The organism is Nonomuraea sp. NPDC003201, from assembly GCF_053590415.1.
Genome location: NZ_JBSFTC010000059.1, coordinates 12,859 through 39,225, shown reverse-complemented (window position 1 = coordinate 39,225; position 26,367 = coordinate 12,859). Strand labels below are relative to the sequence as shown.

General features: G+C 72.7%; 18 protein-coding genes and 1 pseudogene. 9 read left to right on the top strand and 10 right to left on the bottom strand.

Annotation, left to right across the window (positions count from 1 at the left end):
• Positions 1 to 48: 48 nt before the first annotated feature.
• Genes ACWDX9_RS22250 through ACWDX9_RS22240 form a run of 3 tightly spaced genes read left to right on the top strand, consistent with a single transcriptional unit; the run spans position 49 to position 4,152 of the window.
• Positions 49 to 1,947: a sensor histidine kinase gene (locus tag ACWDX9_RS22250; protein WP_449956915.1), complete on the top strand. Its 1,899-nt coding sequence runs from the start codon at positions 49 to 51 to the stop codon at positions 1,945 to 1,947.
• A gap of 60 nt (positions 1,948 to 2,007) precedes the next feature.
• Positions 2,008 to 3,486 (top strand): pyridoxal phosphate-dependent decarboxylase family protein, encoded by a 1,479-nt coding sequence (locus ACWDX9_RS22245; protein WP_449956913.1) that lies wholly within the window; start codon positions 2,008 to 2,010, stop codon positions 3,484 to 3,486.
• 60 nt (positions 3,487 to 3,546) lie between these two features.
• Positions 3,547 to 4,152, top strand: a complete 606-nt coding sequence (locus tag ACWDX9_RS22240) for a response regulator transcription factor (protein WP_449956931.1) — start codon at positions 3,547 to 3,549, stop codon at positions 4,150 to 4,152.
• 8 nt (positions 4,153 to 4,160) lie between these two features.
• Here the strand turns inward: ACWDX9_RS22240 and ACWDX9_RS22235 are convergent, their stop codons facing one another.
• Both ACWDX9_RS22235 and ACWDX9_RS22230 read right to left on the bottom strand, forming a co-directional pair.
• The gene (locus ACWDX9_RS22235; protein ID WP_449956911.1) at positions 4,161 to 4,391 is read right to left on the bottom strand and encodes an alpha/beta fold hydrolase; all 231 of its coding nucleotides are present in this window, start codon (positions 4,389 to 4,391) and stop codon (positions 4,161 to 4,163) included.
• Between the two features lie 33 nt (positions 4,392 to 4,424).
• On the bottom strand, positions 4,425 to 5,531 hold the full coding sequence (locus ACWDX9_RS22230; protein ID WP_449956909.1) for an FAD-dependent monooxygenase: 1,107 nt from the start codon (positions 5,529 to 5,531) through the stop codon (positions 4,425 to 4,427).
• Between the two features lie 98 nt (positions 5,532 to 5,629).
• Between ACWDX9_RS22230 and ACWDX9_RS22225 the strand changes: the two genes are divergently transcribed.
• Entirely contained in the window at positions 5,630 to 6,205 is a 576-nt protein-coding gene (locus ACWDX9_RS22225) for a TetR/AcrR family transcriptional regulator (RefSeq protein WP_449956907.1), read from the top strand.
• Positions 6,206 to 6,268: 63 nt separating this feature from the next.
• Positions 6,269 to 7,372, top strand: coding sequence for a hypothetical protein (locus ACWDX9_RS22220; RefSeq protein WP_449956905.1), 1,104 nt, complete (start codon positions 6,269 to 6,271; stop codon positions 7,370 to 7,372).
• On the opposite strand, the gene ACWDX9_RS22215 is transcribed toward ACWDX9_RS22220, so the two are convergent.
• Both ACWDX9_RS22215 and ACWDX9_RS22210 read right to left on the bottom strand, forming a co-directional pair.
• A complete protein-coding gene (locus ACWDX9_RS22215; RefSeq protein WP_449956903.1) occupies positions 7,369 to 12,096 on the bottom strand; it encodes a GH92 family glycosyl hydrolase in 4,728 nt (1,575 codons plus the stop codon). The two genes, ACWDX9_RS22220 and ACWDX9_RS22215, sit on opposite strands and share 4 nt — an antisense overlap.
• 152 nt (positions 12,097 to 12,248) lie before the next feature.
• Positions 12,249 to 12,746, bottom strand: coding sequence for a hypothetical protein (locus tag ACWDX9_RS22210; protein ID WP_449956901.1), 498 nt, complete (start codon positions 12,744 to 12,746; stop codon positions 12,249 to 12,251).
• A 158-nt stretch (positions 12,747 to 12,904) separates the two neighbouring features.
• Between ACWDX9_RS22210 and ACWDX9_RS22205 the strand changes: the two genes are divergently transcribed.
• A complete protein-coding gene (locus tag ACWDX9_RS22205; RefSeq protein WP_449956899.1) occupies positions 12,905 to 13,465 on the top strand; it encodes a GNAT family N-acetyltransferase in 561 nt (186 codons plus the stop codon).
• A gap of 55 nt (positions 13,466 to 13,520) precedes the next feature.
• Here ACWDX9_RS22205 and ACWDX9_RS22200 read toward each other — a convergent pair whose 3' ends face one another.
• Complete coding sequence (locus ACWDX9_RS22200; protein ID WP_449956897.1) at positions 13,521 to 14,885, bottom strand: FAD-binding oxidoreductase; 1,365 nt, start codon at positions 14,883 to 14,885, stop codon at positions 13,521 to 13,523.
• Positions 14,886 to 14,960: 75 nt separating this feature from the next.
• Between ACWDX9_RS22200 and ACWDX9_RS22195 the strand changes: the two genes are divergently transcribed.
• Positions 14,961 to 18,158 (top strand): AfsR/SARP family transcriptional regulator, encoded by a 3,198-nt coding sequence (locus ACWDX9_RS22195; protein ID WP_449956895.1) that lies wholly within the window; start codon positions 14,961 to 14,963, stop codon positions 18,156 to 18,158.
• A 161-nt stretch (positions 18,159 to 18,319) separates the two neighbouring features.
• On the opposite strand, the gene ACWDX9_RS22190 is transcribed toward ACWDX9_RS22195, so the two are convergent.
• The 5 genes and pseudogenes from ACWDX9_RS22190 to ACWDX9_RS22170 all read right to left on the bottom strand — a co-directional run bounded on the left by ACWDX9_RS22190 (position 18,320) and on the right by ACWDX9_RS22170 (position 25,110).
• Positions 18,320 to 19,765, bottom strand: coding sequence for an OmpA family protein (locus ACWDX9_RS22190; RefSeq protein WP_449956893.1), 1,446 nt, complete (start codon positions 19,763 to 19,765; stop codon positions 18,320 to 18,322).
• A 91-nt stretch (positions 19,766 to 19,856) separates the two neighbouring features.
• The gene (locus tag ACWDX9_RS22185; protein WP_449956892.1) at positions 19,857 to 21,023 is read right to left on the bottom strand and encodes an acyl-CoA dehydrogenase family protein; all 1,167 of its coding nucleotides are present in this window, start codon (positions 21,021 to 21,023) and stop codon (positions 19,857 to 19,859) included.
• 86 nt (positions 21,024 to 21,109) lie between these two features.
• A pseudogene (locus tag ACWDX9_RS22180) lies at positions 21,110 to 21,501 on the bottom strand (substrate-binding domain-containing protein).
• A gap of 134 nt (positions 21,502 to 21,635) precedes the next feature.
• Positions 21,636 to 23,540, bottom strand: a complete 1,905-nt coding sequence (locus ACWDX9_RS22175; RefSeq protein ID WP_449956890.1) for a trypsin-like peptidase domain-containing protein — start codon at positions 23,538 to 23,540, stop codon at positions 21,636 to 21,638.
• A gap of 202 nt (positions 23,541 to 23,742) precedes the next feature.
• The gene (locus tag ACWDX9_RS22170) at positions 23,743 to 25,110 is read right to left on the bottom strand and encodes a sensor histidine kinase (RefSeq protein ID WP_449956888.1); all 1,368 of its coding nucleotides are present in this window, start codon (positions 25,108 to 25,110) and stop codon (positions 23,743 to 23,745) included.
• Positions 25,111 to 25,248: 138 nt separating this feature from the next.
• On the opposite strand from ACWDX9_RS22170, the gene ACWDX9_RS22165 reads away from it, so the two are divergent.
• Positions 25,249 to 26,115, top strand: a complete 867-nt coding sequence (locus ACWDX9_RS22165) for a hypothetical protein (RefSeq protein WP_449956886.1) — start codon at positions 25,249 to 25,251, stop codon at positions 26,113 to 26,115.
• Between the two features lie 10 nt (positions 26,116 to 26,125).
• On the top strand, positions 26,126 to 26,317 hold the full coding sequence (locus tag ACWDX9_RS22160) for a hypothetical protein (protein ID WP_449956884.1): 192 nt from the start codon (positions 26,126 to 26,128) through the stop codon (positions 26,315 to 26,317).
• Positions 26,318 to 26,367: the final 50 nt, after the last annotated feature.

Below are 26,367 nucleotides of genomic sequence, written 5' to 3'. Positions count from 1 at the left end.
CTGTACTCGGCCGGGTATGCATTTTGCACGGTTCACGAGGAGGGCCGGGTGGCGCGGACCGCGGACGATCTTCCGCTCCGGCTGGCCCGAGCCATGCTGTGGGCCTCGTTCGGCATCCTGTTCTCCATCCGCGCGCTCGCCGGGCTGGACAGCGGCGCCGGCCCGCTCGGGGTGCTGCTCCCGATGGCGTCGTACCCGCCGCTGGTCGCGCTGGCGGTGCGGCGCTGGAGCCCGGCCGTCCGGTACGCGCTCCTCGCCGCCGTGGTGCTGCTCTACTTCCTGCCGTTCCCGGTCGTCGGCGAGTCCTGGGACTGGGTGCCGTGGACCGTGGCCGCCGCCGTCCTGTGCGCTCTTCCCCGGCGGGTCGCCTGGCCGCTGTTCGTCCTCGTCGTGGCCGCGGCCGGCGCGTCCGTCCTCGTGCTCGGGTACGACTCCTATCCCGGGGAGGAAATCCAGGCCCTCCTCGGGTACATGATCATCACGGCGGACGACGGTCTCATCGTGTTCGGCCTGTCCGCGCTCGTCCGGGCCGTCGAGCAGGTGCACGGCGCCCGGGAGGAGCTGGCCCGGGTGGCCCTGGCCAGGGAGCGCCTGCGGCTGGACGGAGAGTTACGCGGCGTCCTCGGCGGAAAGCTGCGGGCGATCGCGTTCCGGATGCGGAAGGCGGCCCAGGAGGTGCCCGGGGAGGCTCGGAGCGACCTCAGGGAAGGTGCCGAACTCGCCCGGCGCGACCTCCGGGAAGGGGTCGAGCTCGCGCGGCGCACGCTGGCGGAGGTGCGGGCCACGGCCGGCGCCTACCGTGCCGCCGCACCTCAGGAGGCCCCGCCACCGATCGAGTCGCCGCGCCTGGCCCGGCACGTGCTGCTCGCGGTCCTGCTCATCCAGTGCGTGCTCGTCCTGAGGGTGATGGCACCCACGCACCCTTACGACTGGCCGGCCTTCGCCCTTGCGGCGGCCCTGCTGGCCGCCGTCGTCATCCTCCAGGTGCTCCCGCCGTCGCGGGCGGCGCTGATCGCGCAGAGCCTGCTGATCCTGCTGCCGCTCGCCGTCTTCCCCGAGGCCTGGGACCGCTTGCTGAGCGTCTTCACCGGCAAGCTGCTGCTCAACGTACGGCCGCCGCTCTCCTGGGCGATGACCGGGCTCGTCCTGGCCGGGCACCTCACCTGGCTCCTCCACTCCGTGGACAGCGGCGCCCTGTTCGTCGACGACGTCGCCGCGGCGCTCTCCCAGTTCGGCGGCCACATCATGATCATGTGGCTCGTGTACTGCCTCGGACGCCTGAGCGGGCTCCTCGCCGTGCTCGAGCGGATGCGGCACGAGCTCGCCGAGGCGGCGGTCCGCCGCGAACGGGTGCGCGTCGCCGGCGACCTGCACGACGTGCTGGGCTTCAGCCTGTCGGCGGTCGCGCTGAAGGGCGAGGTGGCCGAACGCCTGCTGGACACCGACCCCTCCCGGGCCAGAGCCGAGATCGCCGCACTCGGGTCGCTGGTCGAACGAGCGGTGGCGGAGCTCGGCTCCATCGCGGGGAACCGGGTCGAGCTGCGGCTCCGTACCGAGGTCGACGCGGCCCGCGAGGTGCTGGCGAGCGCGGGCATCGAGGTGGTGACGAGCGTCGGGACGGGCCCGCTGGCGGTGGAGGTCGACACCGCGCTGGCCGCCGTGCTCCGTGAGGGCGTCACCAACGTCCTGCGCCACAGCCGGGCCCGCACCTGCGAGATCACCGTGTCGGAGGCGGCGGGGTCCGTACGGCTGCGGCTGGTCAACGACGGCGCCACCGAACGGCCGGGAGAGCGGGGGACCGGGCTCGACAGCATCGCGTCGCGGACCGGCGGGCGGCTGGCGGCGGGGCACCACCCCGGTGGCAGGTTCGAGGTGCTCGCCGAGTTCCGCACCGATCCGGCCGACACCACCCAGGCCGCCCAGGAGGCGAGCCGCCCGTCCCAGTAGCGTTCGAGGAGGAGAAACCGTACGACCGCGGTCCATTTGTCCATCCCGTCCGGAGCCCGCATGTCTTCGCATCCGACCGTCGTGCCCGACCTGTCCGGCGGCGTCTCCGGCGCCGCCGCCCTGGAACCTCTGCTGCGTACGGTGCTGACCGCCCTCTCGGAAGGCGCGGCACGGCGCGGCGGGCCGATCCCCGCCGGTACGCCCGCCGAGCTCTTCGCGGGAGTCGCCCAGGGCTTCGCCGGGCCGGGCGGTGACGCCCTGCGCCGGTTCACCGAGCTGGTGGCCGCCGGCAGCGCCGACCCGGCCGACCCCGCCTGCGCCGCGCACCTGCACTGCCCGCCGCTCGCCGTCGCCGTGGCCGCCGACCTGGCGATCTCCGCGCTCAACCCGTCGCAGGACTCCTGGGACCAGGCCCCCGCGACCACCGCCCTGGAGACCCTCCTGCTGGGTGAGCTGGCCGGTTTGGTGGGCTACCCGGACTCGGCCGCGGGTGTGCTCACCTCCGGCGGCACCGAGTCCAACTTCATGGGCCTGATGCTGGCCAGGGACCGGGTGCTGGGTCATGCGACCGGCCACCGGATCGAGCGGAGCGGCCTGCCGGCGAACGCGCCGCGGGCGCGGATCTTCGCCTCCGTCGCCGCCCACTTTTCGACACGGCGCGCCGCGGCCCTGCTGGGCCTGGGCGAGGACGCGGTCGTGACCATCCCGGTGGACGGCGAGCTGCGGATGCGGCCGGAGGAGCTGGCCGCCGCGCTGCGGGAGTGCGTGCGGCGGGGCGAGCTGCCGATGGCCGTCGTCGCCACGGCCGGCACCACCGACACGGGCGCGATCGACCCGCTGGGAACCTGCGCGGAGCTGGCCGCCGAGCACGGGGCCTGGCTGCACGTGGACGCCGCCTACGGTGGTGGCGCCCTGCTGTCCGACCGGCTGGCTCCGCTGCTGGCGGGCATCGAGCGGGCCGACTCGGTGTCCCTGGACTGGCACAAGCTGGGCTGGCAGCCCGTCGCCGCGGGCGTCTTCCTGGTACGGCGGGCCGAGACGTACGAGTCGCTGGAGCGGCGCGCGGCCTACCTCAACCCGGCCGACGACGAGGAGGCCGGCTACACCAGCCTGCTCGGGCATTCGCTGCGCACCACCCGCCGCCCCGACGGCTTCAAGATCGCCGTCACGCTGGCGACCTTCGGCAGGGACGGCCTGGGCCGCCTCGTGGACGCCTGCCACGATCTGGCGCGGGCCGGAGCGGCGGCCGTCCGCGTCCATCCCCGGCTGGAACTGCACGCCGACCCGGTGCTGACGGCGTTCCTCTTCCGGTATCTCCCGGCGGACTCCGCCCTGACGGACCGGGTGAACGCCGGGCTGCGCCGCCGCCTGCTCCACGAGGGACGCGCCGTCGTCGGCCGTACCGAGCTGCCGGGAGCGGGGCCGGGCCGCGTGCGGCTCAAGCTCACCCTGCTCAACCCGCACACGACCGCTGCCGAGGTGGAGCGGCTCGTCCACCTGGTCGCCGCCGCGGGCGAGGCCGAGGAGGAGACGCTGTGAAACGGGACCTCTAAGCTGAGTGATCGTGACGACGCAGCGAGCCGAATTGCGCACATGAGCGTGGTCCGCGTTCTCCTCGCGGAGGACATGCTCCTCCTGCGCGAGGCGCTCGTGGAGCTGCTCCACCTCCACGACGGCATCGACGTGGTGGCCCAGGTGTCCAGCGGGGCGGAGATCGTGGCGGCGGCGGAGCGTCACCGGCCGGACGTCGCGGTGATCGACATCGACCTGCCGGGGATGGACGGCATCACGGCCGCCGCCGAGCTGAACGACCGGCTGCCGGACTGCCGGGTGCTCATCCTGACCGCGCTGAGCAGGCCGGGCGAGCTACGCCGTGCGCTCGATGCGAGGGTCGCCGGGTTCGTCCCCAAGGACATCAGGCCCGGTGACCTCGTCGCCGCCATCCGGACGGTCGCCGCCGGAGGCGAGGCGGTGGACCCGGCCCTGGCCATGACCGCGTTGCGGGCGCCGGAGAGCCCGCTCACCCAGCGCGAGACGGAGGTGCTGCGGATGTCGGCGACCGGCGCCCAGCCCTTGGAGATCGCCGAGCGGCTCTTCCTCACCTACGGCACGGTCCGCAACTACCTGACCTCTGCGGTCGCCAAGCTGGGCGCCCGCAACCGGATCGACGCCATCCGCATCGCCTCCGAGGCCGGCTGGCTCTGACCGGCATCTCACGATGCCGCAGCGGACGCGAAGCCGTCGAGTATGTCGTTGAAGAGGTCCGGGCGCTCCATGTTGGGGTAGTGGGCGGCACCGTCGATCGAGATCGTCCGCCCGTCGGCCACGGTACGGGCGAGGCGTTGGGCCATCGCGAGCGCGCCGAGCTGCGCCGGATCGGCGGCGACCTCACCGACGCCGAGGTCACCGCCTGCCTCCGGGTCCTGTCGCGCCTGCTCGGGCATCTCGACGACATCGACATGGACTGATCGGGACCTTCATCCCACGGGGTAGTCCTTGAGCGGCACGACGTCCTCGGCCACCTCCACCGGGGGCTCGGTGGGCGGCTGGAGGAACCAGCGGGCCGCGGCCCGGCCGTGCAGCTGGTTGCGCTCGACGTGGTCGCGCAGCCTGCCCTCGTACGCGGCGAAGGCGGTGGCGTGGTCCGGGGCCTCCGCCAGCTCGCCGGCCAGCACGTACGCGCCGATCAACGCCTGCGAGGTGCCGCGGCCGGAGGTGGGCGCGGCGCAGTACGCGGCGTCGCCCACCAGCGCCACCCGGCCGGCCGACCACGCGTCCATCACGACCTGACCGGAGGAGTCGAAGAAGAACTCCTCGGCCTCGCTCATGGCCTCCAGCAGCCGGGGCACCTCCCAGCCCGCGCCGGCGAAGTGCTCGGCCACCAGCTTCTCCTGCTGCCGGCGGTCGCGCCGGTCGTAGTCCAGGTGGTCAGCCCCGAACGACAGGCCGACGCGGAGCTCGCTGTTGCCGCGGGCGGCGAAGGCCAGCGCGTTGCGGCCGGTGGTGTTGTGCATCAGGCCCGTGCGGTCGAGGCCGAACAGGTTGGGTGTGGTGAACAGCGCGCCGTAGATGCCCAGGTGGCGGACGTAGCGGGACTCGGGGCCGAAGGCGAGCCGGCGCACGGTCGAGTGCATCCCGTCCGCGCCGATCACCAGGTCGAACGTACGGGATCCGGCGCGCTCGAAGGTCACGTGGACGCCGGAGCCGTCCTGGTCGAGCCCCGTGATCGTGTCGTCGAAGAGGTAGTCGGTGGTGTCGCGGGTGGCCTCGTACAGGATGGCCGTCACGTCGGACTTGAGCACCTCCAGGTCGCCGGAGATGGCGCTGGCGGGCAGCTCGGCCAGGGGCGCGCCGGCGTCGTCGACCAGCGTCATCCCGGTCATCCCCGTCTCGTGCCGGCGCATCTCCTCCAGCAGGCCCATCCGCTCCAGCACCTCCAGCGCGCTGCCGCGGAAGTCGATGGCGGCGCCGCCGCCGCGGACGACCGGGGCCCGCTCCACGATCGTGGGCGCGTGGCCGTGCCGGTGCAGCCAGTAGGCCAGGGCGGGGCCGGCGACGCTGCCGCCGGAGATCAGGATCCGCATGGGGACTTCCCTTCTCGGTTGGTGTGGGGCAACCGTACGCAGAGTTTGGGCAAATGCGCAAGACGGTCGTCTCATGCGATCGTGCTAGGCTGTCCGCCATGGGAAACCGTGAGGACCTGCTGGCCGGGGCGCGGCGCTGCCTGGAGGAGAAGGGGTGGGCGCGCACGACCGTCCGCGACATCTCGGCGGCGGCCGGCGTCAGCATGGCCGCGATCGGCTACCACTTCGGCTCGCGCGAGGCGCTGCTCAACGCGGCGCTGGTGGAGGCGATGCGGGAGTGGGGCGAGCAGATCGGCGCCGCGATGGCCGCCGTGGACGAGGCGGCCGCGCCCGGCGAGCGCTTCGAGGCGCTCTGGGAGCGGCTCATCGCGTCGATCGGCGAGCACCGCACGCTGTGGCTGGCCAATCTGGAGGCCATGGTGCAGGCCGAGCACTCGCCGGAGCTGCGCGACGAGCTCGTGGCCGGTCAGCGCGAGGGCCGCCGCGGCATGGCCGCGCACCTGGCGGACGGCGACGAGGCGGACCTCGCCGAGCGCGAGGTGCGCACCGCCGGCTCGGTGCACCTCGCGCTGCTGCTGGGCGTGATGATGCAGTGGCTCAACGACCCGGACCAGGCCCCGACGGGGGCGGAGGTGCTGGCGGGCCTGCGCGCGCTGACCGCCCGGATGGGGTGAAGTTCGTCAATCGTTCAGCTCGGCGCAGCCAGCCGGATCCCGGGCAGGCGCCATCATGCCTCTGTGTACCGCATCCCGGTGGCCGTCGTGCTGGCGGCGCTCACCATGGTCACGCCGGTCGAGGCTGCCGTCGGCTGGCAGGTCAGCTTCCGTGGCGGAGCTCGTACGTACATCGCGGATCTCGCCGCCACCGTGCCGGCGGACGCCTGGGCCGCGGGCCGGCGCGAGACCAAGAAGCGCGATCCGCGGACCGGCTCGCCCGTCACCGCGCCGTTGATCAGGCACTGGAACGGCAGGGAGTGGACGGAGTTCGCCGGCCCGGGCGGGTCCCTGCGTGAGATCTCCCTGATCGAGGCGTCCTCCCCGGCCGACGTGTGGATCGCGGGGAGCGCCGGCGCCCGCTCGGTGCTGTCGCGCTGGGACGGCAGGCGCTGGCGGCTCATGGGGTCGGGCCGGACCACGATCACCGATCTGGACGTCCCGGACGGCGAGCACGCCTGGGTCGTGGGCCGCGACGGCCGTACACGGGGAGTGTTCTTCAAGCGCTATCACGGCGGGCGCTGGACGAGCCTGCCCGCGCCGGCGTCCCTGAGGGAGATCAGCGTCCGCACGCCCGGAGAGATCTGGGGCTGGGGTCCCTCCGCCGTCATGCGCTGGGACGGCAAGGCGTGGCACCCGGTGGCGCCGCCCGCCGTCGCGGTGCCCGTGGCGGCCGTGCCCGCGTACGGACCGGTACGGGTCCGCTACGACGCGGTGCTCGCCGCCGCGAACGGGGACGTCTGGATCGCCGCCGGGTTCCAGCAGGGCGACTGGACGCAGCCGGGGGCCGTCCTGCTGCACCGGCGCGGCGGGACGTGGGAGCAGCTCCGGCTGCCCGGCGACCACGTCACCACCCTGTCCGGCGACGGCTCGGGCGGCGTCTACGCGGCGACGACCCGGCAGTCGATCACCGCGACCCCGGACGGCCAGGACCCCTACGCCTACACCACCCTGTCCATCGACGCGCTCCGGTACGCCGGCGGCGTGCTGACCCGGCAGAGCGTCACCCCGCCGGCGACCGGATTTGCATGGACGGACCTCGTCGCCGTGCCGCGTACGGGCTCGGCGCTGGCCGCGGGCTTCGCCTGGAAACCTCCTCAGGGAGACGTGATCTTCCGCAATTCCTAGCGCCGCAGGTCCAGCCGCACCCTGGCCAGCCAGGACCCCCAGCCGTTCTCCGGCCGGCTGTCCCCGATGCGCAGGTAGAACGTACGGGCCTCGCCCCGAAGCTCGTCGAGGTCGAGCGTGCGCGCCGAGCGGTTGGACAGGTCGCGCACGTCGGCGCTCTCCCGCAGCACGGTCCGCCAGCTCCGGTTGTCGGCCGAGACCTGCACCAGGAACTGGTTGCCGATGTCCAGCGTCACCGAACCCCCGCTCACCTGGGCCGGCAGCTCGAAGCGATAAGTGGCGTGGCCGTCGCCGTCGGTGAAACGGGCGCGCCCGTCGAACACCTCGCCGTCGAGCTGGGACCCGTCGGCCTCCAGCAGCCACGGCTCCTCGGCGGCCGTGCCGGGCGTGAACTCCACGGTGTCGCCGACCACCGTGACCGCCACCTGTTCGGAGGCCGGCCCCTGGTCGGAGGTCGCGGCGAGCCGGACCGGGTGGCTGCCGGGACCCGCCGTCGCCGGCACCGTCACCTGGAACGGCACGGTCTGGGACGCGCCCGGCGCGACGGGACCGAAGGCGACCCCTCCCGAGGGCTGGACGGTCCAGCCCTCGGGGCCGGTCGCGGTCAGCCGTCCGGTGGCGGGCCGGTCGGCGTGGTCGGACACGGTCACCGGGACTGTCACGGTCTCCCCAGGAGCGGCGAAGACCCCGGCGGCCTCGATGACCAGCGGTGACGTGGCGGGCGGCGCGGGAGCGAGCAGCTCGATCTCCGCGAGCGACGTGCCGCCGGTGAACCTGATCCGGTAGTGGGCGTACGCGCCAGGATGCGCGATCTTGAACGGACGGGTCTGCAGCCGCCACGGGAAGCTCTCGCCGGCCCGCTCGTCGAGCACCTTCCACGACGTGCCGTCGGCGGAGCCCTCCAGGACCCATCCGGACGGATCCTCGGAAGGCTGCCCGGCGCCGGAGGTGAGCGTGTAGTAACGCGCCTCCCGGTCGCCGTCGAAGGTGTATCGCACCCATTCGGGCAGCGCCGCCCGGGTGGCCGAGTCGTCGTCGAACAGCGCGCTCACGTCGGCGCCGCCGGCCGCCGACGCCGTGCCGCGTCCCGGCCCCGTGAGGTCGTGCAGCGGGGCGGGGATCCGGTCGTCGTCGGTGATCGAGGGCGGGGCGGCGTTCCTGCCCGTGCCCCAGCGCGACGGCTTCGGCCCCATCTCGAACACCAGCTCGCCGCCCTTGGCGATCAGATCGTGCGGAAGGTACGTCTTGTCGTACGCCCTGCCGTTGACCGTCAGCCCCTGCACGTAGACGTTGCGCGGGCTGTTGCCCGGCGCCCTGATCACCAGCTTCCTGCCGCCCTCCAGGTGCACCGTCGCCTTCTTGAACAGCGGCGAGCCGATCGCGTAGTAGGGGCTGCCCATCTGCAGCGGGTAGAAGCCCAGCGCCCCGAAGACCTGCCAGGCCGACATCTCCCCGTTGTCCTCGTCGCCGGGGTAGCCCTGACCGATCTCGCTGCCCAGGTAGAGCCGCGAGAGCGCCTCGCGCACCTTGGCCTGGGTCTTCCACGGCTGTCCCGCGTAGTCGTACATGTAGGCGATGTGGTGCGAGGGCTGGTTGCTGTGCCCGTACTGGCCCATCCGGATGTCCCGGGCCTCGCGCATCTCGTGGATGATCCCCCGGTACGAGCCGGGGAACGCCGCCGTCTCCTGGGTGGCGAAGAACGCGTCCAGCTTGGCGGCCAGCTTGTCGGCGCCGCCGTACAGGTTGGCCAGGCCGCGGCCGTCCTGCGGGACGTGGAAGGCCATGTTCCAGCCGTCGGTCTCGGTGTAGTCGAAGCCCCACGTACGCGGGTCGTAGGCGCTCGGCTTGAGCCGGAAGGAGCCGTCGGCGTTCCGGCCCTGGAAGAAGCGCACCGCCGGGTCGAACAGGTGGACGTAGTTACGCGCCCTGTTCCGGAAATATTCGTACTCCTCCAGGTAGCGGGCACGCTGCGCTCCCGTGGACCGCTCGGCCAGCGCCTTGGCCATGTTCGCGATCCCGAAGTCGTTGATGTACCCGTCCATCGCCCACGACATCGCCTCGCCGGTCGACTGGACGCTCGTGTACCCGCGGAAGACGGAGGTGGTCAGGCCCTTGCGGCCCACCTGCCGGGTGCGCGGGGCGACGGTGGCGTTCTTGACCGCGGCCTCATAAGCGGTCACGGCGTCGAAGCCGGTCACCCCCTTCAGGTACGCGTCGGCGAAGGCGACGTCGGAGCTGGTGCCGACCATCAGATCGGCGTACCCGGGAGAGGACCACCGGGAGATCCAGCCGCCGTCCAGGTACTGCCGCACGAACCCGTCGATCATCTCCCCGGCCGCCTTCGGCGTTAGCAGCGCGTACGCGGGCCAGGTGGTGCGGTAGGTGTCCCAGAAGCCGTTGTTGACGTACACCTTCCCGTCCGCCACCGGCGCCCCGGTCTGGGTGGGCGTGCTGGGCGGGGTGCTGGTCGCCGACTGCACGGCGTGCTTGTGGACGGGCGCGGCGGCGGTGCCGGTGTTCTCGAAGCCGGAGTTGGGATAGAGGAACAGCCGGTACAGGTTGGAGTACAGCGTGACCAGCTGGTCCCGGCTCGCCCCTTCGACCTCGATGACGCCCAGCTTGGCGTCCCACGCCCGGCGGGCGCGCTCGCTGACCGTCTCCAGCGTGTCCGAGGCGGCGATCTCCAGCTCCAGGTTGTGCCTGGCCTGGTCGATGCTGATCAGCGAGGACGCGATGCGCATGGTGACCGTCCTCGTCGTGCCCGCGTCGAAGGACAGGTAGCCGAGCACGTTGTCCCGGCCCTGGCCGGTCAGCTTGCCGCCGCCGGTGACCGGGCGGTCGAAGACGGCGTAGTAGAACATCCGCGTGGCCCCGGTGGACAGGTCGCTGCGCACGTCGGAGTAGCCGGTCACCACACCGCCGGCCGGGTCCAGGGTCAGGCCGCCGCTGTTGTTCACGTTGTCGAAGATCAGCTTGGCTTCCGAGCCGGGGAAGGTGAAGCGGGCCAGCGCGGCGTGGTCGGACGGGGCGATCTCGGTCTTGAGCCCGTTGTCGAAGGTGACCGCGTACAGGTGCGGCTGCGCGACCTCCCGCTCGTGGCGGAAGGCCAGCGCGCGGGCGGTACGGGACGGGTCGGGCACCCCCTCGGCCGCCGAGGGCATGAACTGGAACGTCTGCCGGTCACCCATCCACGGGCTGGGCTCGTGACTGGCGGCGAACGCCTGGATCTCGGGCAGGTTGGCGGCGTTGCCGGCCCGGTGGTACTCGTACAGCCAGCTCGTCGAGCCGGCGTTGGTCATCGGCGTCCAGAAGTTGAACCCGTGCGGCACCGCGGTGGCCGGGAAGTTGTTCCCCCGCGAGAAACCGCCGGTGGAGTGCGTTCCCCGGGTGGTCATCACGTACTGGGCAGGGCTGCGGTCGTCGTGTGCCGGGCGGCCCTCGTACGGCTGCCGCCTCCGCTCCGAGACGATCCTGATGTCGTCCACCCACCCGCGGAACCCGGCGGGCCCTGCCGGGCTGTCGTAGGCCACCAGGATGCGGCTGATCCGCTTGCCCTTGGCGACCTCGCCGATCTGGGCGCGCTTGTAGTTCCACTGGTCGGCGTACAGGGTCTTGGACTCGCCCTGCGCGCGCGGCGCCAGCCGGACGCCGTGCTGGTCGACGGCCTTGAGGTCGCTGAGGTACGTGCCGTCGCGGAAGGCCAGGTCCACCGAGACGTACGTGCTGGGGTAGCGCAGGTCGGCCGCGGTGAACTCGGGGAAGACCACGTAGGACAGCTCCGTCGTGGCCGTGACCGGGATGTCCACCTCGAACACCTTGTTGGTGGAGTGGCCGCCGGTCTCGGCGGTGGTGCTGCCCGCGTACTGGAACGCCCGCAGGCCGGAGAAACCGGCGCGCGGCTTGGACACGAACCCGCCGTTCGGCCCCGCGCCGATCCGGCTGCGCATGTCGCTGGGCGGCGTGGGGCCGGTCCGGCCGTCCGACAGCTCCCACTCGGCCAGCTGCAGGGTCGAGCCGCCGCCGATCCGGGTGACGTTCAGCCGGTAGTGGGCGTAGGCGGTCGGGTTGGCGAAGCGGTACTCCTTGCGCTGGAAGCGCGCCGTGAACGTCTCGCCGGTCCGGGTGTCCAGGGTGGTCCAGCTCTGCCCGTCCTGGGAGCCCTGCAGCTGCCAGTCGCGCGGGTCGCGTTCGGGCGCGTCGTTGGCGGAGGTCAGCGCGTAGTGCACGACCGCGACCGGGGCGGCCAGGCCGTACTGCGCCCAGCCGGTGCCGGCGAACACCAGCCACTTGGTGTTCGCGTCATCGTCGGCCAGGTTCTCCTTCCCCTCGCCGCCGGAGGCGTTCTCGCCGCTGGCGCTGAACCGGGCGATCCGGTCCGAGATGCTGCCCTCGATGCGTCCGGGCAGGGTGCCGATGACGTTCGCGGCCTTCTTGACGCCGCGGGCGTCGGTCTCTGTCGTGTCGGCCCACGTCGGCTGCGGGTCGCCGGGCTCGAAGGAGGAGGCGAAGGCCGCGCCCTCGGCCCGGGCCAGGGCCTGCCCGTCCCGCGCCGCCCGCTGCGTCTCCGCCGCGGGCGGAGCCGGCTCGGCGGCCTGCGGGCTAGGGGGCGGGCTGTAGGAGGGGTTGGGGGTCGGAGTGCCCGAAGGGCCGGGATTGGGCACGGGCTCAGGTCCGGCCGGGCCGGTCAGCGCGGCGGCGGGTGCGGCGAGGGCGAGGGTGGTCACGGCGCATAAGACCGCCATCATAAGAGATCGTTTACGACGGGACGGGGAAGGCCAGAGGGTGCTCACAGCGGTCTCCCTGGAGGAGTGATGACAACGTTGTCAACCCCGATCTGTTAAGGAAGTTTTCAAATCGGCGGCGCCGTGTCAAGACCTCAGTGGGAGCCGACCAGGGTCTTGAGCGCGATGATGGCCAGCCCCATCGCGAGGTTGGCGGCCCCGGAGAGGGCCACGACCCGCGCGGAGGCCCGGGCCGTGACGGCCGCCGCGACGGCCCAGGCCGTCTGGCTCGCCACGGCGACGACCAGCGCCACCCAGGTCGACGCCTTGTCGGACAGGCCCAGCGACGAGGCGAAGGCGGCGCCGATGGCAGGGGGGAACGAGGCCTGCGCCACCGGCCAGTCGTGCCGGCCGGCCGTGCGGAGACGCTGCCAGGTCAGGGGCTGGGTCCTGCTGGACACCACCCAGGCGTAGACGTGGGCGAGCCAGAACACCACGCCCGTGCAGATCAACACGACCACGAGGTCGCCCGCGGACACCGGCGTCCCGTCCACCGCGCTGCCGGCCACCACCGAGGCCGCCAGCAGCGAGCCGTACACGGCCCCCGCGAACTCGGTCCGCTCCTGGCCGCCCTCGGTGTCATGCGTGTCCATGGCAGCAGTGTCGTCGGGCGCCCGCCGGGCCCGGCCGGTCGGCGTGCGGGACGATGCACAGTTTTGGGCTGTTCGGGAAGATCGCCAACCTGCCCCGCCGCGCCGCGTGAGAGGATCTGCTGGCGATATGGCCTGGTTTTCGATCGTTGGGGGGAACGATGTTCTCAATATCCCTGGGCGAGGACGGCGCGGAGCTGCGGCCGCTGGAACCGTGGTCGGCCGAGGAGTTCCTGGCCCACATGGACCGGGGGCGGGAGTTCGTCGGGCAGTTCATCTCGTTTGCGGACAGGGCCACGGACCTGGAGTCGAGCCGGTCCCTGCTCCTGAGATACGCGGAGAAGGCCGCCACCGACACCGGCCGGATCTACGGCATCTGGTTGGACGGCACGCTGGTCGGCGGGGTGCTCTTCCGCACGATGGACGTCCTGACGGGCGTCGCGGAGGTGGGCTGCTGGCTGGAGCCGTCGGCGGCGGGCAAGGGCCTGGTGTCCAGGGCCGCACGGGTGATCATCGATTGGGCCGTCGAGGAACGGGGCATCCACCGCATCGAGTGGGTGGTCGCGTCGGAGAACGCGGCCAGCATCGCCGTGGCTCGGCGGCTGGGGATGACCAAGGACGGCGTGCTGCGGGAGAGCTACCCGTACCGGGGCAAGCGGCACGACATGGAGGTCTGGTCGGTGCTCGCGCCGGAGTGGCGCGCCGCCAGGCAGCCGTCCTAGCGTGACCGGCACCCGCCCGCCGTCCGGGCGGGTGCCGGGCTCCTCAGGGACTTCCTCAGGGACTGACGTGGGCGCAGTGGCGGAACACGTCGCCGGGGTCCCAGGCCGCCTTCACCTGCTGCAGCCGGCGATACCTGCGCACACCCATCGCCCAGCGCACCCGGTCGTCGTCGGCCTGCTCCAGGTTCAGGTAGGAGCCGGTGACCCCGTGCTTCCTGATCGCCGAGGTCACCTCCTCCACCCAGGCGAGGTTGGCGGGGTCGTCGCCGGGATCCACCCAGACGCCGACGGGGTGCACCAGCCAGCGCCCGCCGTGGCGGCTGGGAAACGCGGAGTCCGGCGCCGTCCTGACCGCCTCCGGCAGCGGCGAGACGATCAGCTGAGACAGCGGGCTCGGCGCGGCGATCGCGGCGTCCTGCAGGTCGGAGATCAGACTCGGCTCCAGGCCGGGCACGAACTCCGCCGACCACCTGTTGCGCCGCCCCGGCTGCGAGCCGTCGTCCAGCATCGACTGCAGCGCCAGGTACGGCATCGGCTGGACCGCGTCGAACAGCGGCGTCACCGCCTCCAACAGCGGCCGGATCACCTCGGCCCCCGCCTCCGGGTCGCCGAGCCAGACGGGCGCGATCGCGAGGATCGGCCGTCCCACCACGTGCCCGGGCACGAACGGCGCCGGTGGCGCCGTCAGGAAGACCGCCGCGGGCGCGAAGTCGTCGTGCCCGGCCGCGTGCAGCCGGTCCAGGGCCTCCAGTACGGCGGGCGCGTCGGACACCCGGTAACCGAGCATGCCGCCGAGCACCAGCGGGCCCAGCGGGTGCAGGCGGAAGGTGAACGACGTGACCACGCCGAAGTTGCCGCCCCCGCCGCGCAGCGCCCACATCAGCTCGGGCTCGCTCTCGTCGTCGGCGACGACCACCCGGCCGTCGGCCGTGACGAGCTCGACGGCGATCAGGTTGTCGCAGCTCAGCCCGTACTTCGCGGACAGCCAGCCCTCGCCGCCCCCGAGGGTGAGCCCGGCGACGCCGGTGTGGCTGATCCGGCCGCCGGGCACGGCCAGGCCGTGCGCCTGCGTGGCCTGGTCGACCTCACCCCAGATCGCGCCCGCCTGAACGACGGCCGTCCGGGCGGCCGCGTCCACGGTGACGCCGCGCAGCGCCGACAGGTCGATCACGAGGTCGCCGCCGAGCGCGTGCCCGGCCACCCCGTGCCCGCCGCCGCGCACGCTCACCTCCAGAGCGTGCTCGCGTGCGTAGGACAGCGCGCTGACGACGTCGGCGGTGCCGCTGACCCGCACGATCGCGGCCGGCCTGCGGCTGATCATGCTGTTGTGCAGGGCCCGGGCGTCCTCGTAGCCGGCGTCCCGCGGGGTGAGGACCTCTCCTTGCACGGTGGCTCGCAGGTCCGTGATGTCGTGTGTCATGAGGCCAGCCTGAGCGGATGACCTTGCACCCCCGTTTCACGGACGTCTCACGGAATTCGCTGAGATAATTCCCCCATGCCCTCCCTCCCCGGCCTGGACGTCCTCGTGCTCGGACCGGTCACCGTCCGTGCCGGAGACGCGACGATCGTGGTGGATCGCCTCCTTGAGCGCGCGCTGCTGACCCGGCTCGCGCTCGCGGGCGGGTCTCCGGTTCCCGACGCGCGGCTGGCCGCCGACCTGTGGGGGGAGGCGGAGCTGGCCCGTCCCACCGAACGCCTGCGGGTCCTCGTCTCCCGCCTGCGCGCCGCCCTCCCCGCTCTCCCCGCCGGCCCCGGGCAGGGCGCGGGCCGGTCGCGGCAGGCCTCGCCCCTGGTCAGAATGCCTGGCGGCTACGCACTCGACGCCCACGCCGCCGACCTGGTCAAGGCCCGGGCCGCCGCCGAACGTGCGCACGCGGCGGCCAGGTCTGGCGACCACGCCGGCGCCGGGGGCTCGGCGGCGCAGGCGCTCGGGCTCTGGCGCGGCAGCGCGCTGGCGGACCTGCGGGCGATCCCCTATGCCGAGCTGGAGGGGGAGCGGCTGGAGGCGTGGCGGCTGGACCTGATGGTGCAGCGGCTCACCGCCGACCTCGCCCTCGGCGCGGCGGCCGAGGTGAGCGCGGAGCTGGAGCGGCTGGCGGACGAGCATCCGCTGCACGAACGGGTGTCCTGCCTGCTCGCGCTGGCCCTCTATCGCACCGGCAGGCAGGCCGACGCGCTCGACCGGCTGGCCAGGCTCCGCCGCAGGCTGGCCGACGCGCTCGGCGTTGACCCGGTCCCGGAGACGGCGGCGCTGGAGCTGCGGATCCTCCGCCAGGATCCGTCCTTGCAGCTCACGAACGCCGCCCCGGCGCAAGGCGTGACCGCGCCATGGGCGCATCCGCCCCCGCTCTCCGTCGCGGAGCCGTCCCTGCATTCGGCCGGGTCATCGGGGCCGCCCCCTGTCGAGTCGCCCGCCCCGGATCAGGCTCGACCCCGGGTACGCCTACCGGGCCCCGCGACGAGCTTCGTCGGCCGGGACGGCGAGCTGGCGGCGCTGGTGAGACGGCTCGCGCGGCCGGGGCTCGTCACGCTCACGGGCGGGCCGGGCAGCGGCAAGTCGCGGCTCGCCATCGAGGCGGCCAAGGCCGTGGCCCAGGCCCCGGTGCCCAGGGCGGTCACCCTGGTGGAGCTGGCGCCGTTACACCGGGAAGGGGCGGTGCGCGCGGCGGTGACGGCGGCTGTGGGGCTGGAGTCGGAGTCCGACGATCCCCTGCCGGAGCTGGCCGCGCGCCTGGACGGCGGGCTGCTGGTGCTCGACAACGCCGAGCACCTCGTGGACCAGGTGGCCGAGCTGGTCATGGGGCTGCTGGGCCGTACCGACGGGCTGGCCGTGCTGGTCACCTCGCAGCTCCCGCTGCTGGCGGCGGGGGAGGAGCTCAACCGGGTCGGACCGCTGCCCGCCCACGCGGCGGCGACGCTGTTCACCCAGCGGTGCGCTCCCGACCAGGCCGGCGCCGAACCCGCCGCCGTCGCGGCGATCTGCGCCGCCGTGGACCGGCTGCCGCTGGGGATCGAGCTGGCCGCCGGTCTGACCCGCACGCTCACCGTGGCGCAGCTGGCCGCACGGGTCGAGGACCGGTTGCGCCTGCTGGTGGGCGGCGGACGCAACGCGGGCGGCCGGCACACGAGCCTGCGCGCCGCCCTCGACTGGAGCCACGACCTGCTGGCCGAGCGGGAGCGGCTGGTGCTGCGGCGGGTGTCGGTGTTCAGCGGCGGCTTCGACCTAGAGGCCGCCGAACACGTCGTGCCGGCCGTGCCGGGCAACGCCGGCCCAGGCAGTCCCGGTGCGAGCGGCCTCGCCACGGGCGGCCCCGGCACGGGTGACCTCGGCACGGGGGGTCCCGGCACGAGAGCCCCCGGCATGGGTGACGCCGTTGGGGAGGGTGTGACCGTCGGGGACGTCGCGCCCGCGCTGGCCGAGCTGGCGGACCGGAGCCTGGTGACCGTGGAGACGTCCGGGGGCGGGCGGCGGTTCGGGCTGCTGGAGACCGTACGCGACTACGCGCGGGTGAAGCTGCTCGCCGCAGGGGAGACGGAGGGCGCGCTGGCCGCCCACCTGGGCTGGTGCGTGGCGTTCGTCCGCCGGCTCGGCGCGCCGACCGACTTCCTCGCGGCGGAGGAGGTGTCGGCCGTGTTCGCGGAGTGGCCCAACCTGCTCGACGCGCTGGAGCGCGCCCCCGGCACCGACCGGGCGGCCGACGGCCTGCGGCTCGCGCTCGAACTGCACACGCCGTGGCTGATCCGCGGCTGGTATGGCGAGGCCGAGCGGCATTTCTCGGCCCTGGCCGACGCGCCGGGCAGCACGCCGACCGAGCAGGCGACCGCGCTGAGCGACCAGGCCTTCGTCTCCACCATGGTCGGCAAGTTCGACGCCGCGGCCGAGCTGCTGACCAGGGCCGCCGAGCTGGCCGGGATCGCGTCGGACGACATGGTGACCATGAACGTCCTCTACTACCGCGGCATCGTGGAGATCGAACGCGGCCGCCTGCGCGAGGCGCTCCCGCCGCTGCTCCAGGGCCTGGAACTGGCCGAAAGCGTCTCCCACACGCAGCGGGTGTCCGCCTTCGCCGACGCGCTCGGCACGCTCCACCTCTACTCGGGCGATGCCGAGCAGGCGCTCCAGCGCTACGTCACCGCCAACGCCTTCGACCTGGAGACCGGCGACGAGCACGGGCTGGCGCGCGGTCTCAGCAACCAGGCGCAGGCGCTGCTGGGCATGGGCCACCTCAAGGAGGCGCTGGCGTGCGCCACCGAGTCCGACCACTACGCCGCGCGGCTGGACGACCGCCAGATCCTCCCGCTCAACGAGCTGATCAGGGGCGCCGTCGCCATGGCCGAGGGGGAGCTGGCCCGGGCGGAAACCCATATGCGCACGGCCGTCGGCTACGCGGTCACCGACGGCTCCGGGGCGAGCATGGCGCACATCGACCTGGCCGACGTGCTCATCCGGCGCGAGGAGCTCGGCGAGGCGGCGGCGCTGCTGGACGAGGTCTACGCCGAGTCGGCCGAGCACAGCACGCCCTGGCTCGCGGCCCGGGCCGTGTCGGCGGCGCTGGCGTTCGCGGGCCGGGACCGGCGGCGGGCCGGGGAGCTGGCGGAGGCGACGGCCGCCGCCTACACCGCCTCGGGCTTCGGCTGGCCCCGCTACGCCGCCCGCCTGGAGGAGGTCAGAGCCGCGCTCGCCACCGGATGACCGGCCCGCGAAACACCGGACTCAGCTCGCCGCCACCTCGGCCGCAATCTTGAAGGCTCAGCTCGCCGCGACCTCGGTTCGGGACGCGTGAGGGGTCAGCTCGCGACCTCGGTTCGGGACCGTGAGGGCAGCTCGCCACCTCGGCCGGGACGCGTGAGGGGTCAGCTCGCCACTTCGGCCGGGAGCGCCTGGTCGTAGCCGCCGACCTGGACCTTCACCGACGGGACGTTCGTGCTCGGCGCCGGGAAGAGCCCCCACAGCGTCACCTCGGCGCCCGCCGGCACCGTGTCGAGCTTGCCCGGCGCGAAGGAGGCGCTCATTGTGCCGACGAAGTCGAAGTACGTGGGCTCGGCGAATCCGCACAGCTCCTGCCGGCCGTCCTGAGCCGCGATCGACAGCTGGCCCGAGGTGAGCTCCTTCGGCGTGAAGTGGTTCTCGTACTCCAGGGACGCGGCCTCCGACCCGGGGTTGGTGACCTTGACGCTCGCCAGGAGGTAGCCCGACAGCCGCCGTACGCTCTCCACCCGCACCTGGAGCCCCGCGTCGGTCAGGTCGGTGCCCGTCTCCGGGGCCCGCACGGTGGTGTCGCTGTCGATCTGCACCTCGACCCGCCGGTTCTGCGCCCGCCCGTCCGGGTCGTCGCTGCCGTCGGGCTTGGTGTTGGGTGCCACGGGCTCGCCCTCGCCGTGCCCCTTCGCCCGGTACGCGAAGCCGTCGCCGAGCGAAGGACGCAGCACCTGGCTGACGGCCGCGGCGCGTTCCTGCGACAGCGTCTGGTTGTCGGAGGTGCCCCCGATCGCGTCGGTGTGTCCGTCCACGGTGACCGATCCCGACGAGGCGGAGACCCGGCCGCGCAGCGCCTCGATGGCGGACTTGGCCGACGGCGACAGCTTGGAGCTGCCGAACTCGAACAGCACGTCGCTGGGCAGCCGGAAGGCCTCACGCGTGCCGCCCGTCGTCTTGCAGACCAGCGGACCGACCTGGAGCTTGTTGTGCGGGCCGCGCAGGGCGGGATCGTCGGCCGGTTCGGCGTCCGTGATCGGCACGGTCACCGGGAGCAGGCCGTTGAGCACGACGAGCATCTCGGTGGCCTCCTTGGGCGGTGCCGCGAAGACCGCCGTCACCGGGGCCGACCGGTCCGGCTCGATGTCGACGTCCGCGCTGATCCGCCCGTCCGGGCCCGAGCTGCCGATCAGGCCGTAGGCGGTGCCGCGGGGCAGGTCCACCAGCGTGATCAGCTGCTCGCGGCTGTCGAGGCCGAGCGTGCCGAGCGAGATCTCGTCGTCCGTGCCGTTGTAGAGCTCGAACTGCAGCGCCAGCTCGTTCTCGCCGGACCTGACCAGGCGCAGGTTCCGGCCCTCGACCGGCAGGGCGGACGAGGTGGGCCCGGCGACCACGCCCTCCGAGGACGACTCCGGCCGCGCGGGAGAGTCCTCCGGAGAGGGTGTCTCCTCCGGCGGGTCCTCGGGCCGGTCCTGCGCCGGGGCGTCGGGAGCCTTCACCGAGGCCGCGGGCTGAGCCGGCCGTCCCAGCGCACCGCAGGCGGAAAGGGCGAGCACGAGCGCCGCCCCGCAGGCCGCGCTCCTGGTCATGTCAGTCATTGGCATGCGGACCAGCCTGGGAGCACGGCGTTCCACGGACATTTCACCGGAGTCTCACCGCGCCGCCCCGGCCCCGAACGCGCGGGTCAGCGCACTCTCACGGCTCCAGGCCGAACAGTGCCCAGGACTCGCCCGCGGCCAGGCCGGCCAGTTCACGGCCGCACTCCCGGAGCAGCTGCGGGCCCGAGGTGATGTGCGCGGCGCCGGCGTGGACGTCCCTGAACAGCCGCTGGATCAGCCCGTCGCGCAGCGCCGAGGTGCCGCCCGACGCGTAGACGAAGTGGGAGACCTCGGTGATCGTCGACGTGATGTGGTTGAGCGCGAGCCGCACCATCGTCTCCTGCCGTACGTCGAGCGTCCGGCCCGAGTCGAGGGTGCGTTCCACGTCGTCCCACGTCTCGCGCACCAGGGCCGCCGCGGCGCGGAACTTCGCCTCGGCACGGGCGAAGTCGGTGTGGAAGGCGTCGCTGCCGGCGATCTGCCCGGTCCGCCCGGCCCGTGCCACGGCGTAGCGGCTCAGCTCGTCCAGCAGCCGGCGGCCGACGCCGAGCGCCCAGGCGGAGTGACAGATCAGCGCCTGGTCGACCAGGCCGAGCCGGTAGATGGCGCCGCCGCGCAGGGGTTCGTTCGTGGCGAAGACGTGCGACTGCGACTCCGGCACGAAGACGTCGTCCATGGAGTAGTCGATGCTGCCGGTCGCGCGCAGGCCGAGGACGTCCCAGTTGCCGAGCGGCTTGACGTCCTCGATCGGTGTTATGAAGATCCGGACCTCGTCGGTGCCCTCGATGGCGCCCAGGCTGTGGACGTACTGGGAGTGCAGCATGGCGGAGGCGAAGCTCCACTGCCCGCTGAGGCGGAAGCCTCCGTCCTCGGGGACGGCGATGCCCGGCCGGGTGCCCTGGCCCGCGAAGAGCGGCATCCTGGGGCCCTTGAAGATGCGTTCGACGGCCTCGTCGCCCAGGTAGGCGCCGGCCGTGCCGTTCTCCAGGCAGGTGGCCATGACCACCCAGCCCGTCGAGGGGTCGGCGTAGGAGAGCTCTCCGAGGACGGCCATCAGCTCCCTGGGCGACAGCTCGGCGCCGCCGAGCGGCACTGGCACCCATATCCCGAAAAGTCCTGCCTCGTGTAGGGCGTCCACGACGGAGGTGGAGAGTCTGCCCTGCTCCTCGGCCTGGTCCGCGTCGCGCTCGATCAACGGGCGCAGCGCGCGGGCTCGCTCCAGCAGGGTGTTGCCCGCGGTGTGCAGTCGCGGCGTGTCGCTCATGTCCAGGTGCTCCTGTTCGCGATCGTCGGCGCTCTTACTCCGTCAGATCACGTATGCGGCACATTGTCCAGAGTCGCCGCGCAACCTCATGGGCCGGCCGCCCGGCTCGATCCGCGGACGGTCAGCTCGGTGGCGAGCTCGATGTGGCGGGACTCGATCTTCTCGCCGACGGCCAGGCGCAGGGCCGTGCGCAGGGCGATCCCGCCCATCTCGCGCAGCGGCCGGCGTACGGTGGTCAGTTGCGGCGAGGTCATGACCGCGACCTCGGTGTCGTCGAAGCGACCACGCTGAGGTCCTCCGGGACGCGCAGGCCCCGCGCCCTGGCGGCCTGCATGGCGCCGAGGGCACTCCCGTCGCCGGCGGCGAGGATGGCCGTCGGCGGGAGCCGCAGGTCGAGCAGTGCGGGCTCCCCTTCGGGATAGCGGAAGCCCGACGTACGGACGTATTCGGCGGGCACGGGCACGTCCGCGGCTTCCATCGCGGCGCGGTAGCCGTGCATGCGTGCCTGGTTGCAGGCCGCGTCGGCGATGCCGCCGAGGTGGCCGGGGCCGGCTCGCTGCCGATCGTGATCACCGCTCGCCGCCCCGCGTCGACCAGGCCGCGGACCCAGGACTAGGAGGGCCGGTCGTTCGGCGGCGGCGTGAACTGGCCGTAGCGGACGGCGCGGGTCTGCTCACCCGAGTGCGGCTGGGCCTGGCCGTGCGGGGGCGCGGGGTACCCGTACGGGCCCGGTCCGTACTGGGGGTTGCCGTGGTCTGGAGCCGACCCGTACGGGGAGTTGCCGTGGTCAGGGGCCGACCCGTACTGGGGGTTGGCGTGGTCAGGGGCCGACCCGTACTGGGGATTGGCGTGGTCAGGGGCCGACCCGTACGGTGCGGCGCCGTAGCCGCGGGCGTTGTACGCGACGGGGCCGTACCCGTCGGCGCCCTGCCCGTAAGCCGCTTGCCCGTAAGCCGCTTGCCCGTACGCCGCCTGCCCGTATGCACTCTGGCCATATGCACCCTGCCCGTACGCCTCCTGCGCCGGAGGCTGCATCTGGCCTGCGGGGAGCTGCCGCCACGACGGAGGCTGCACCGCGCCGGGCGGGGGCTGGACGAAGGACGGCTCGGAGTGGCGGCGCCGGCGCCCGCGGCCGCGGAGGACCTTGGCCAGGACCGCGACGATCACCGCCGCGACCAGCACGCCGGCCCCGATCAGCACCCACAGCAGGATCGGCTTGGGCGACTCGTCCTTGCCCGCGGAGATCGCCTGCTGCGCGTCGCTGATGTACTTGGCCACGTACGGGTGGTTCGGGAACAGCGCCTGGACCTCGCGGAACTTCGGCAGCGAGTCCGAGTAGTACTGCCGGAAGAAGTCGTTGAGCGCCTCGTTGTAGCGGGTCGTCGTGGTGGTCTGGGCGGGCTTGATGTTCTTCTCGCCGAGCTTCTCCTTGATGATGCCCACCGGCAGGACGAAGCTCTCGCTCTCGGACGCCTCGCCGTTCTCGCTCACCGTGCCGGCGATCAGCATGCCGATGACCTTGCCGTCCTTGCTGAACACCGGGCCGCCGGAGTTGCCGTGGTAGGAGGGCGCCTGGGTCTGGATGTACGGCACGCCGGTCTGGGTGGTGCGCTTGGCGTTGTACGGGCCCTCGGTCAGCGCCGGCTCCAGCTTGGACTCCAGGCTGAAGAACGGCGTATTGGTGACCAGGCCGGGGAACCCGCTGATGTAGAGCGTGTCACCGGTACGCACGTCGGAGTCGTCGCCGAGCGGCACGGTCGGCAGGTTCTGCTGGCCGTTGACCTTGAGCAGCGCGAAGTCCTTGCCCGGGTAGCTCTCGCCCACCGACACCAGTTCGGCCGGGACCGGCTTGGCCGTCTTGTCCACGCCGCCGCCGGGCAGGCTCTGGATCACCGACAGGCTCTGCTTCAGGTTGCGGAGCTGCATGTGGTTGGTGTTGAACGTGACGTAGATCTGCTGCGCGAGCTTGACGATCTCCTCGTCGGCCTCCAGGCCCCGCAGCCCGCTGATGATCTCCTTGGCGTCCTGCTGGTTGAACTTCGCCAGTGCCTGCCGCGCGAACAGCTGGCTCAGCTCGGTCTCGCCGACCTGGACGCAGTGCGCCCCGGTGACCATGTACCCGTCGGGGGTGACCCACCAGCCGGTGCACAGGCCGCCGACCTCGGCTTCGACCGTGCGCTCCGGGGTGGTCGAGGCGAGGTAGGTGTCCACGTCGGCCGCGATCTGCTGGAACAGCCACTTGGCGATGCTGCGCTCGTCCGAGGAGATCTTGCCGGACGCCACGGTGGCGGTGGCCTGCTCCACGAGCCGGTTGAACGCGGCCTGGTTGATCGTGCTGGTCGGCACGGCGACCGTGCCGGTGTAGGTGAAGCTCGTCAGCTGGACCGCGGGCTGGGTACGCGCGGCCAGCCAGGTGCCGACGGGCACGTCGGGCCGCTCATCGGGCGTGTCGGCCGCCGCCGGTAACGCGGGCAGCGCGACCGCCATGGCGACCGCCGCACCTGCGGCGATCTTCATCAATCTTGTCCTGAAATTTCCGCTCACATCCGGAAATGGTGAGGTCCGGCTCTTGTGCGTGGCTTGGAGCCGACTTGGGGGGGTGTGGCGCAGCCCTCGCGGGCCGGTTTGCGCAGTCTTCTCGGGCCGGTTTGCTCGGTCCGCGCGGACTGGGATGCTCGGTCCTCGCGGACCGGATGCTCAGTCCGCGCGGGCCGCATGCTCAGTCCTCTCGGGCCGGGATGCGCAGGACGAAGCGGGCGCCGCGCTCGGAGTCCTCGATCGTGAGCGTGCCGCTGTGGGCCTGCGCGATCTCGCGGGCGATGGGCAGGCCGAGCCCGGTCCCGCCGGCGTCGCGGTTGCGCGCGGCGTCCAGGCGGGTGAAGCGCTGGAAGACCGTCTCGCGCTTCCCGGGCTCGATGCCGGCGCCGTCGTCGAGCACCTCCAGCACGGCCTGCCGGCCCTGCCGCCGTACGGTGACGAGGATCTGGGACTCGGCGTGCCGCTCGGCGTTGTCCAGCAGGTTCGTCAGGAGGCGGGCCAGCTGCAGCCGGTCGCCCGTGACGGCCACACCCGGCTGCAGCGTGGTGATGACGTTCTTCGAACGCGGCCTGTCGGTCTCGGCGGCGACCAGCTCGCCCAGGTCCACCGGCTCCCGGGAACTCGGCGCGCCCGCGTCCAGCTTGGTCAGCGTGAGAAGGTCGGTGACGATGGCCTGGAGCCGGTCCAGGCTGGCCAGCAGAGCCTCGCCCGTCGCACGCCAGTCGGCGTCCTCGGGGTTGAGCAGCGCGTCCTCGACCTGGGTGCGCATCGCCGTGATCGGGCTGCGCAGGTCGTGCGAGGCATCCCCGGCGAACCTGCGCTGCTGCTCCACCGCCTCCTGCTGCTTCTTCATCGCGGCTTCCAGCCGCTCCAGCATCTGGTTGCCGGTCCAGGCGAGCGTCCTGATCTCGTCGTCCACGTTCTTCGGTACGGGGAGCCGCATCCCGCCTCCGCCCGCGGTGATCTCGGCCAGCCTCTTCGTGATGTTGTGGACGGGTGCGAGCGTCCGGGCCACCACCCGCGACACCCCGAACCAGGTCAGGAGGAGCAGCAGGGCCGCCACGCAGATCTGGAAGAGGACCACTTTCAGGCTGACGTACCAGGGCACGGCCGGGGCGTAGGCATAGATGACCCATGCGCCGTCCGGCTGGTACGCGTGCATGGCGACCACCAGCTCGCACCGTCCGGGAAACGCGCGCAGGTCGCAGAACTCGGCGACGTCGTTGGCCGTGTTGCGGTGGGGGATCACCGTGGTGAGCCGGGGCAGGCCGGTCAGGTTCGGCGTCGAGGAGACCACGCGGCCCGCCGAGTCGATCACCTGGATGCCGTCGAGCCCGTCGGTGGTCACCCTCGGGGGCAACTCGTTCCGTTTGACCATGAGCAGCACGCGCAGGGCCCGGCTGGCCACGTCGTACGCCCGGATGTCGGCGGCCTCGTTCCGGATGGCGTACAGCACGAACGCGCTGACGACGACGTTCAGCAGCAACATGGCCAAGCTGGCGAGCAGCGCCAACCGCATCCGCAGCGACCGGCCCAGCCGTCTGATCACTCCACACCCCGGTAGTCAGAAGACCACATGGAGTGCGTTCGCCCCTAATTCAGGGAGATTCCCCCGCAAATCCGATAAGAGGGCACTTGGCCGGTGTATGGGCGGCTACGTTAGGCGTCCGGGGGTGATCACGAAGTCGTGCGTAGGACGATCGCGGGCCTGTGCCTGGTGCTGCTCCTGGCCTTCTGCAGCTGGTCCAATCGGGTCTCACCGGGCCGGTTCGAGGCACGTGCCCGGGAGGTGGTGGCGCGCTGGGACGGCTCGGCCGGCGACCGCGCCTGGCGTTCGGGTTTCGTCCTGCTCGGAGGCCTCCAGGATCGAGGCGGCTGGACCGACCCTCCCTTCTGGGTCACCCTAAGTACGGACAACAGCGTGTGGAAGCTCGCGGCCGAGTTACCCGCGGGCCCCTTGGCCGACGCGCCCGTGCGGTGGCCGGACGGCTCGGTCTCGGAGGTCCCGCTCGTCACTGCGATCGAGGCGTACGCGGAGTTCACCAGGCCCGCCGACTTCATCGAGGAGGAGTGCCCGGCCAAGGGCTGCCGCCCGCTCCGGGTGACCGGCGCCGAGCTGGGCGAGACGACGCTGGAGACCAGCCGCGGCACGATCCGGGTGCCGGCGTGGCAGTTCACCGTCAAGGGGGTCGAGTCGAAGTTCGTGTACGTGGCGGTCGCCCCCTCGGCCATCACTCCCCGGCCGCAGGCCGCGGAGGGGGGATCCGAAGAGGTGAAAGGGTTCGACCTCGTCGCGGGCAAGCCGCACGACCTGCTCCTGGAGTACGGCTACGGCTCCTGTGACCGCGTTCACGGGGCGCGGGCGTACGAGACCGGCAAGCTCGTGGTGGTGGACGTGGACGAGGAGGGCTCCGGCGGGATCTGCGACTTGGCGCTCCACATGGCCACGACCACCGTCACGCTGACGCGTCCGCTCGGCGACCGCCTCGTGCTCGACTCGGGCACGGGACTGCCCGTCGTGCGCGGGGTTACGCCGCTGTACGGCCGCGGGTAGCAGGGGCGCGATGGCGCTGGTGCGTGGCATCCTCGATGGCCTCACCGACGCCGGGCTCGAACGGGCCTGCACCCGCGCACCCGCGCCCGGCTACCCGGAGGAGCCGCGCACGGTCGGCGGTTGCCTGCGGGTGGTGATGGAGGAGGAGTGCGAGCACCGCCGCTACACGCTGCCCGACCTCGCGGCCCTCGAAGCCCGCTGACCACGATCACCGCGATCACACGCCGACCACGCCGACCACACGGACCACGA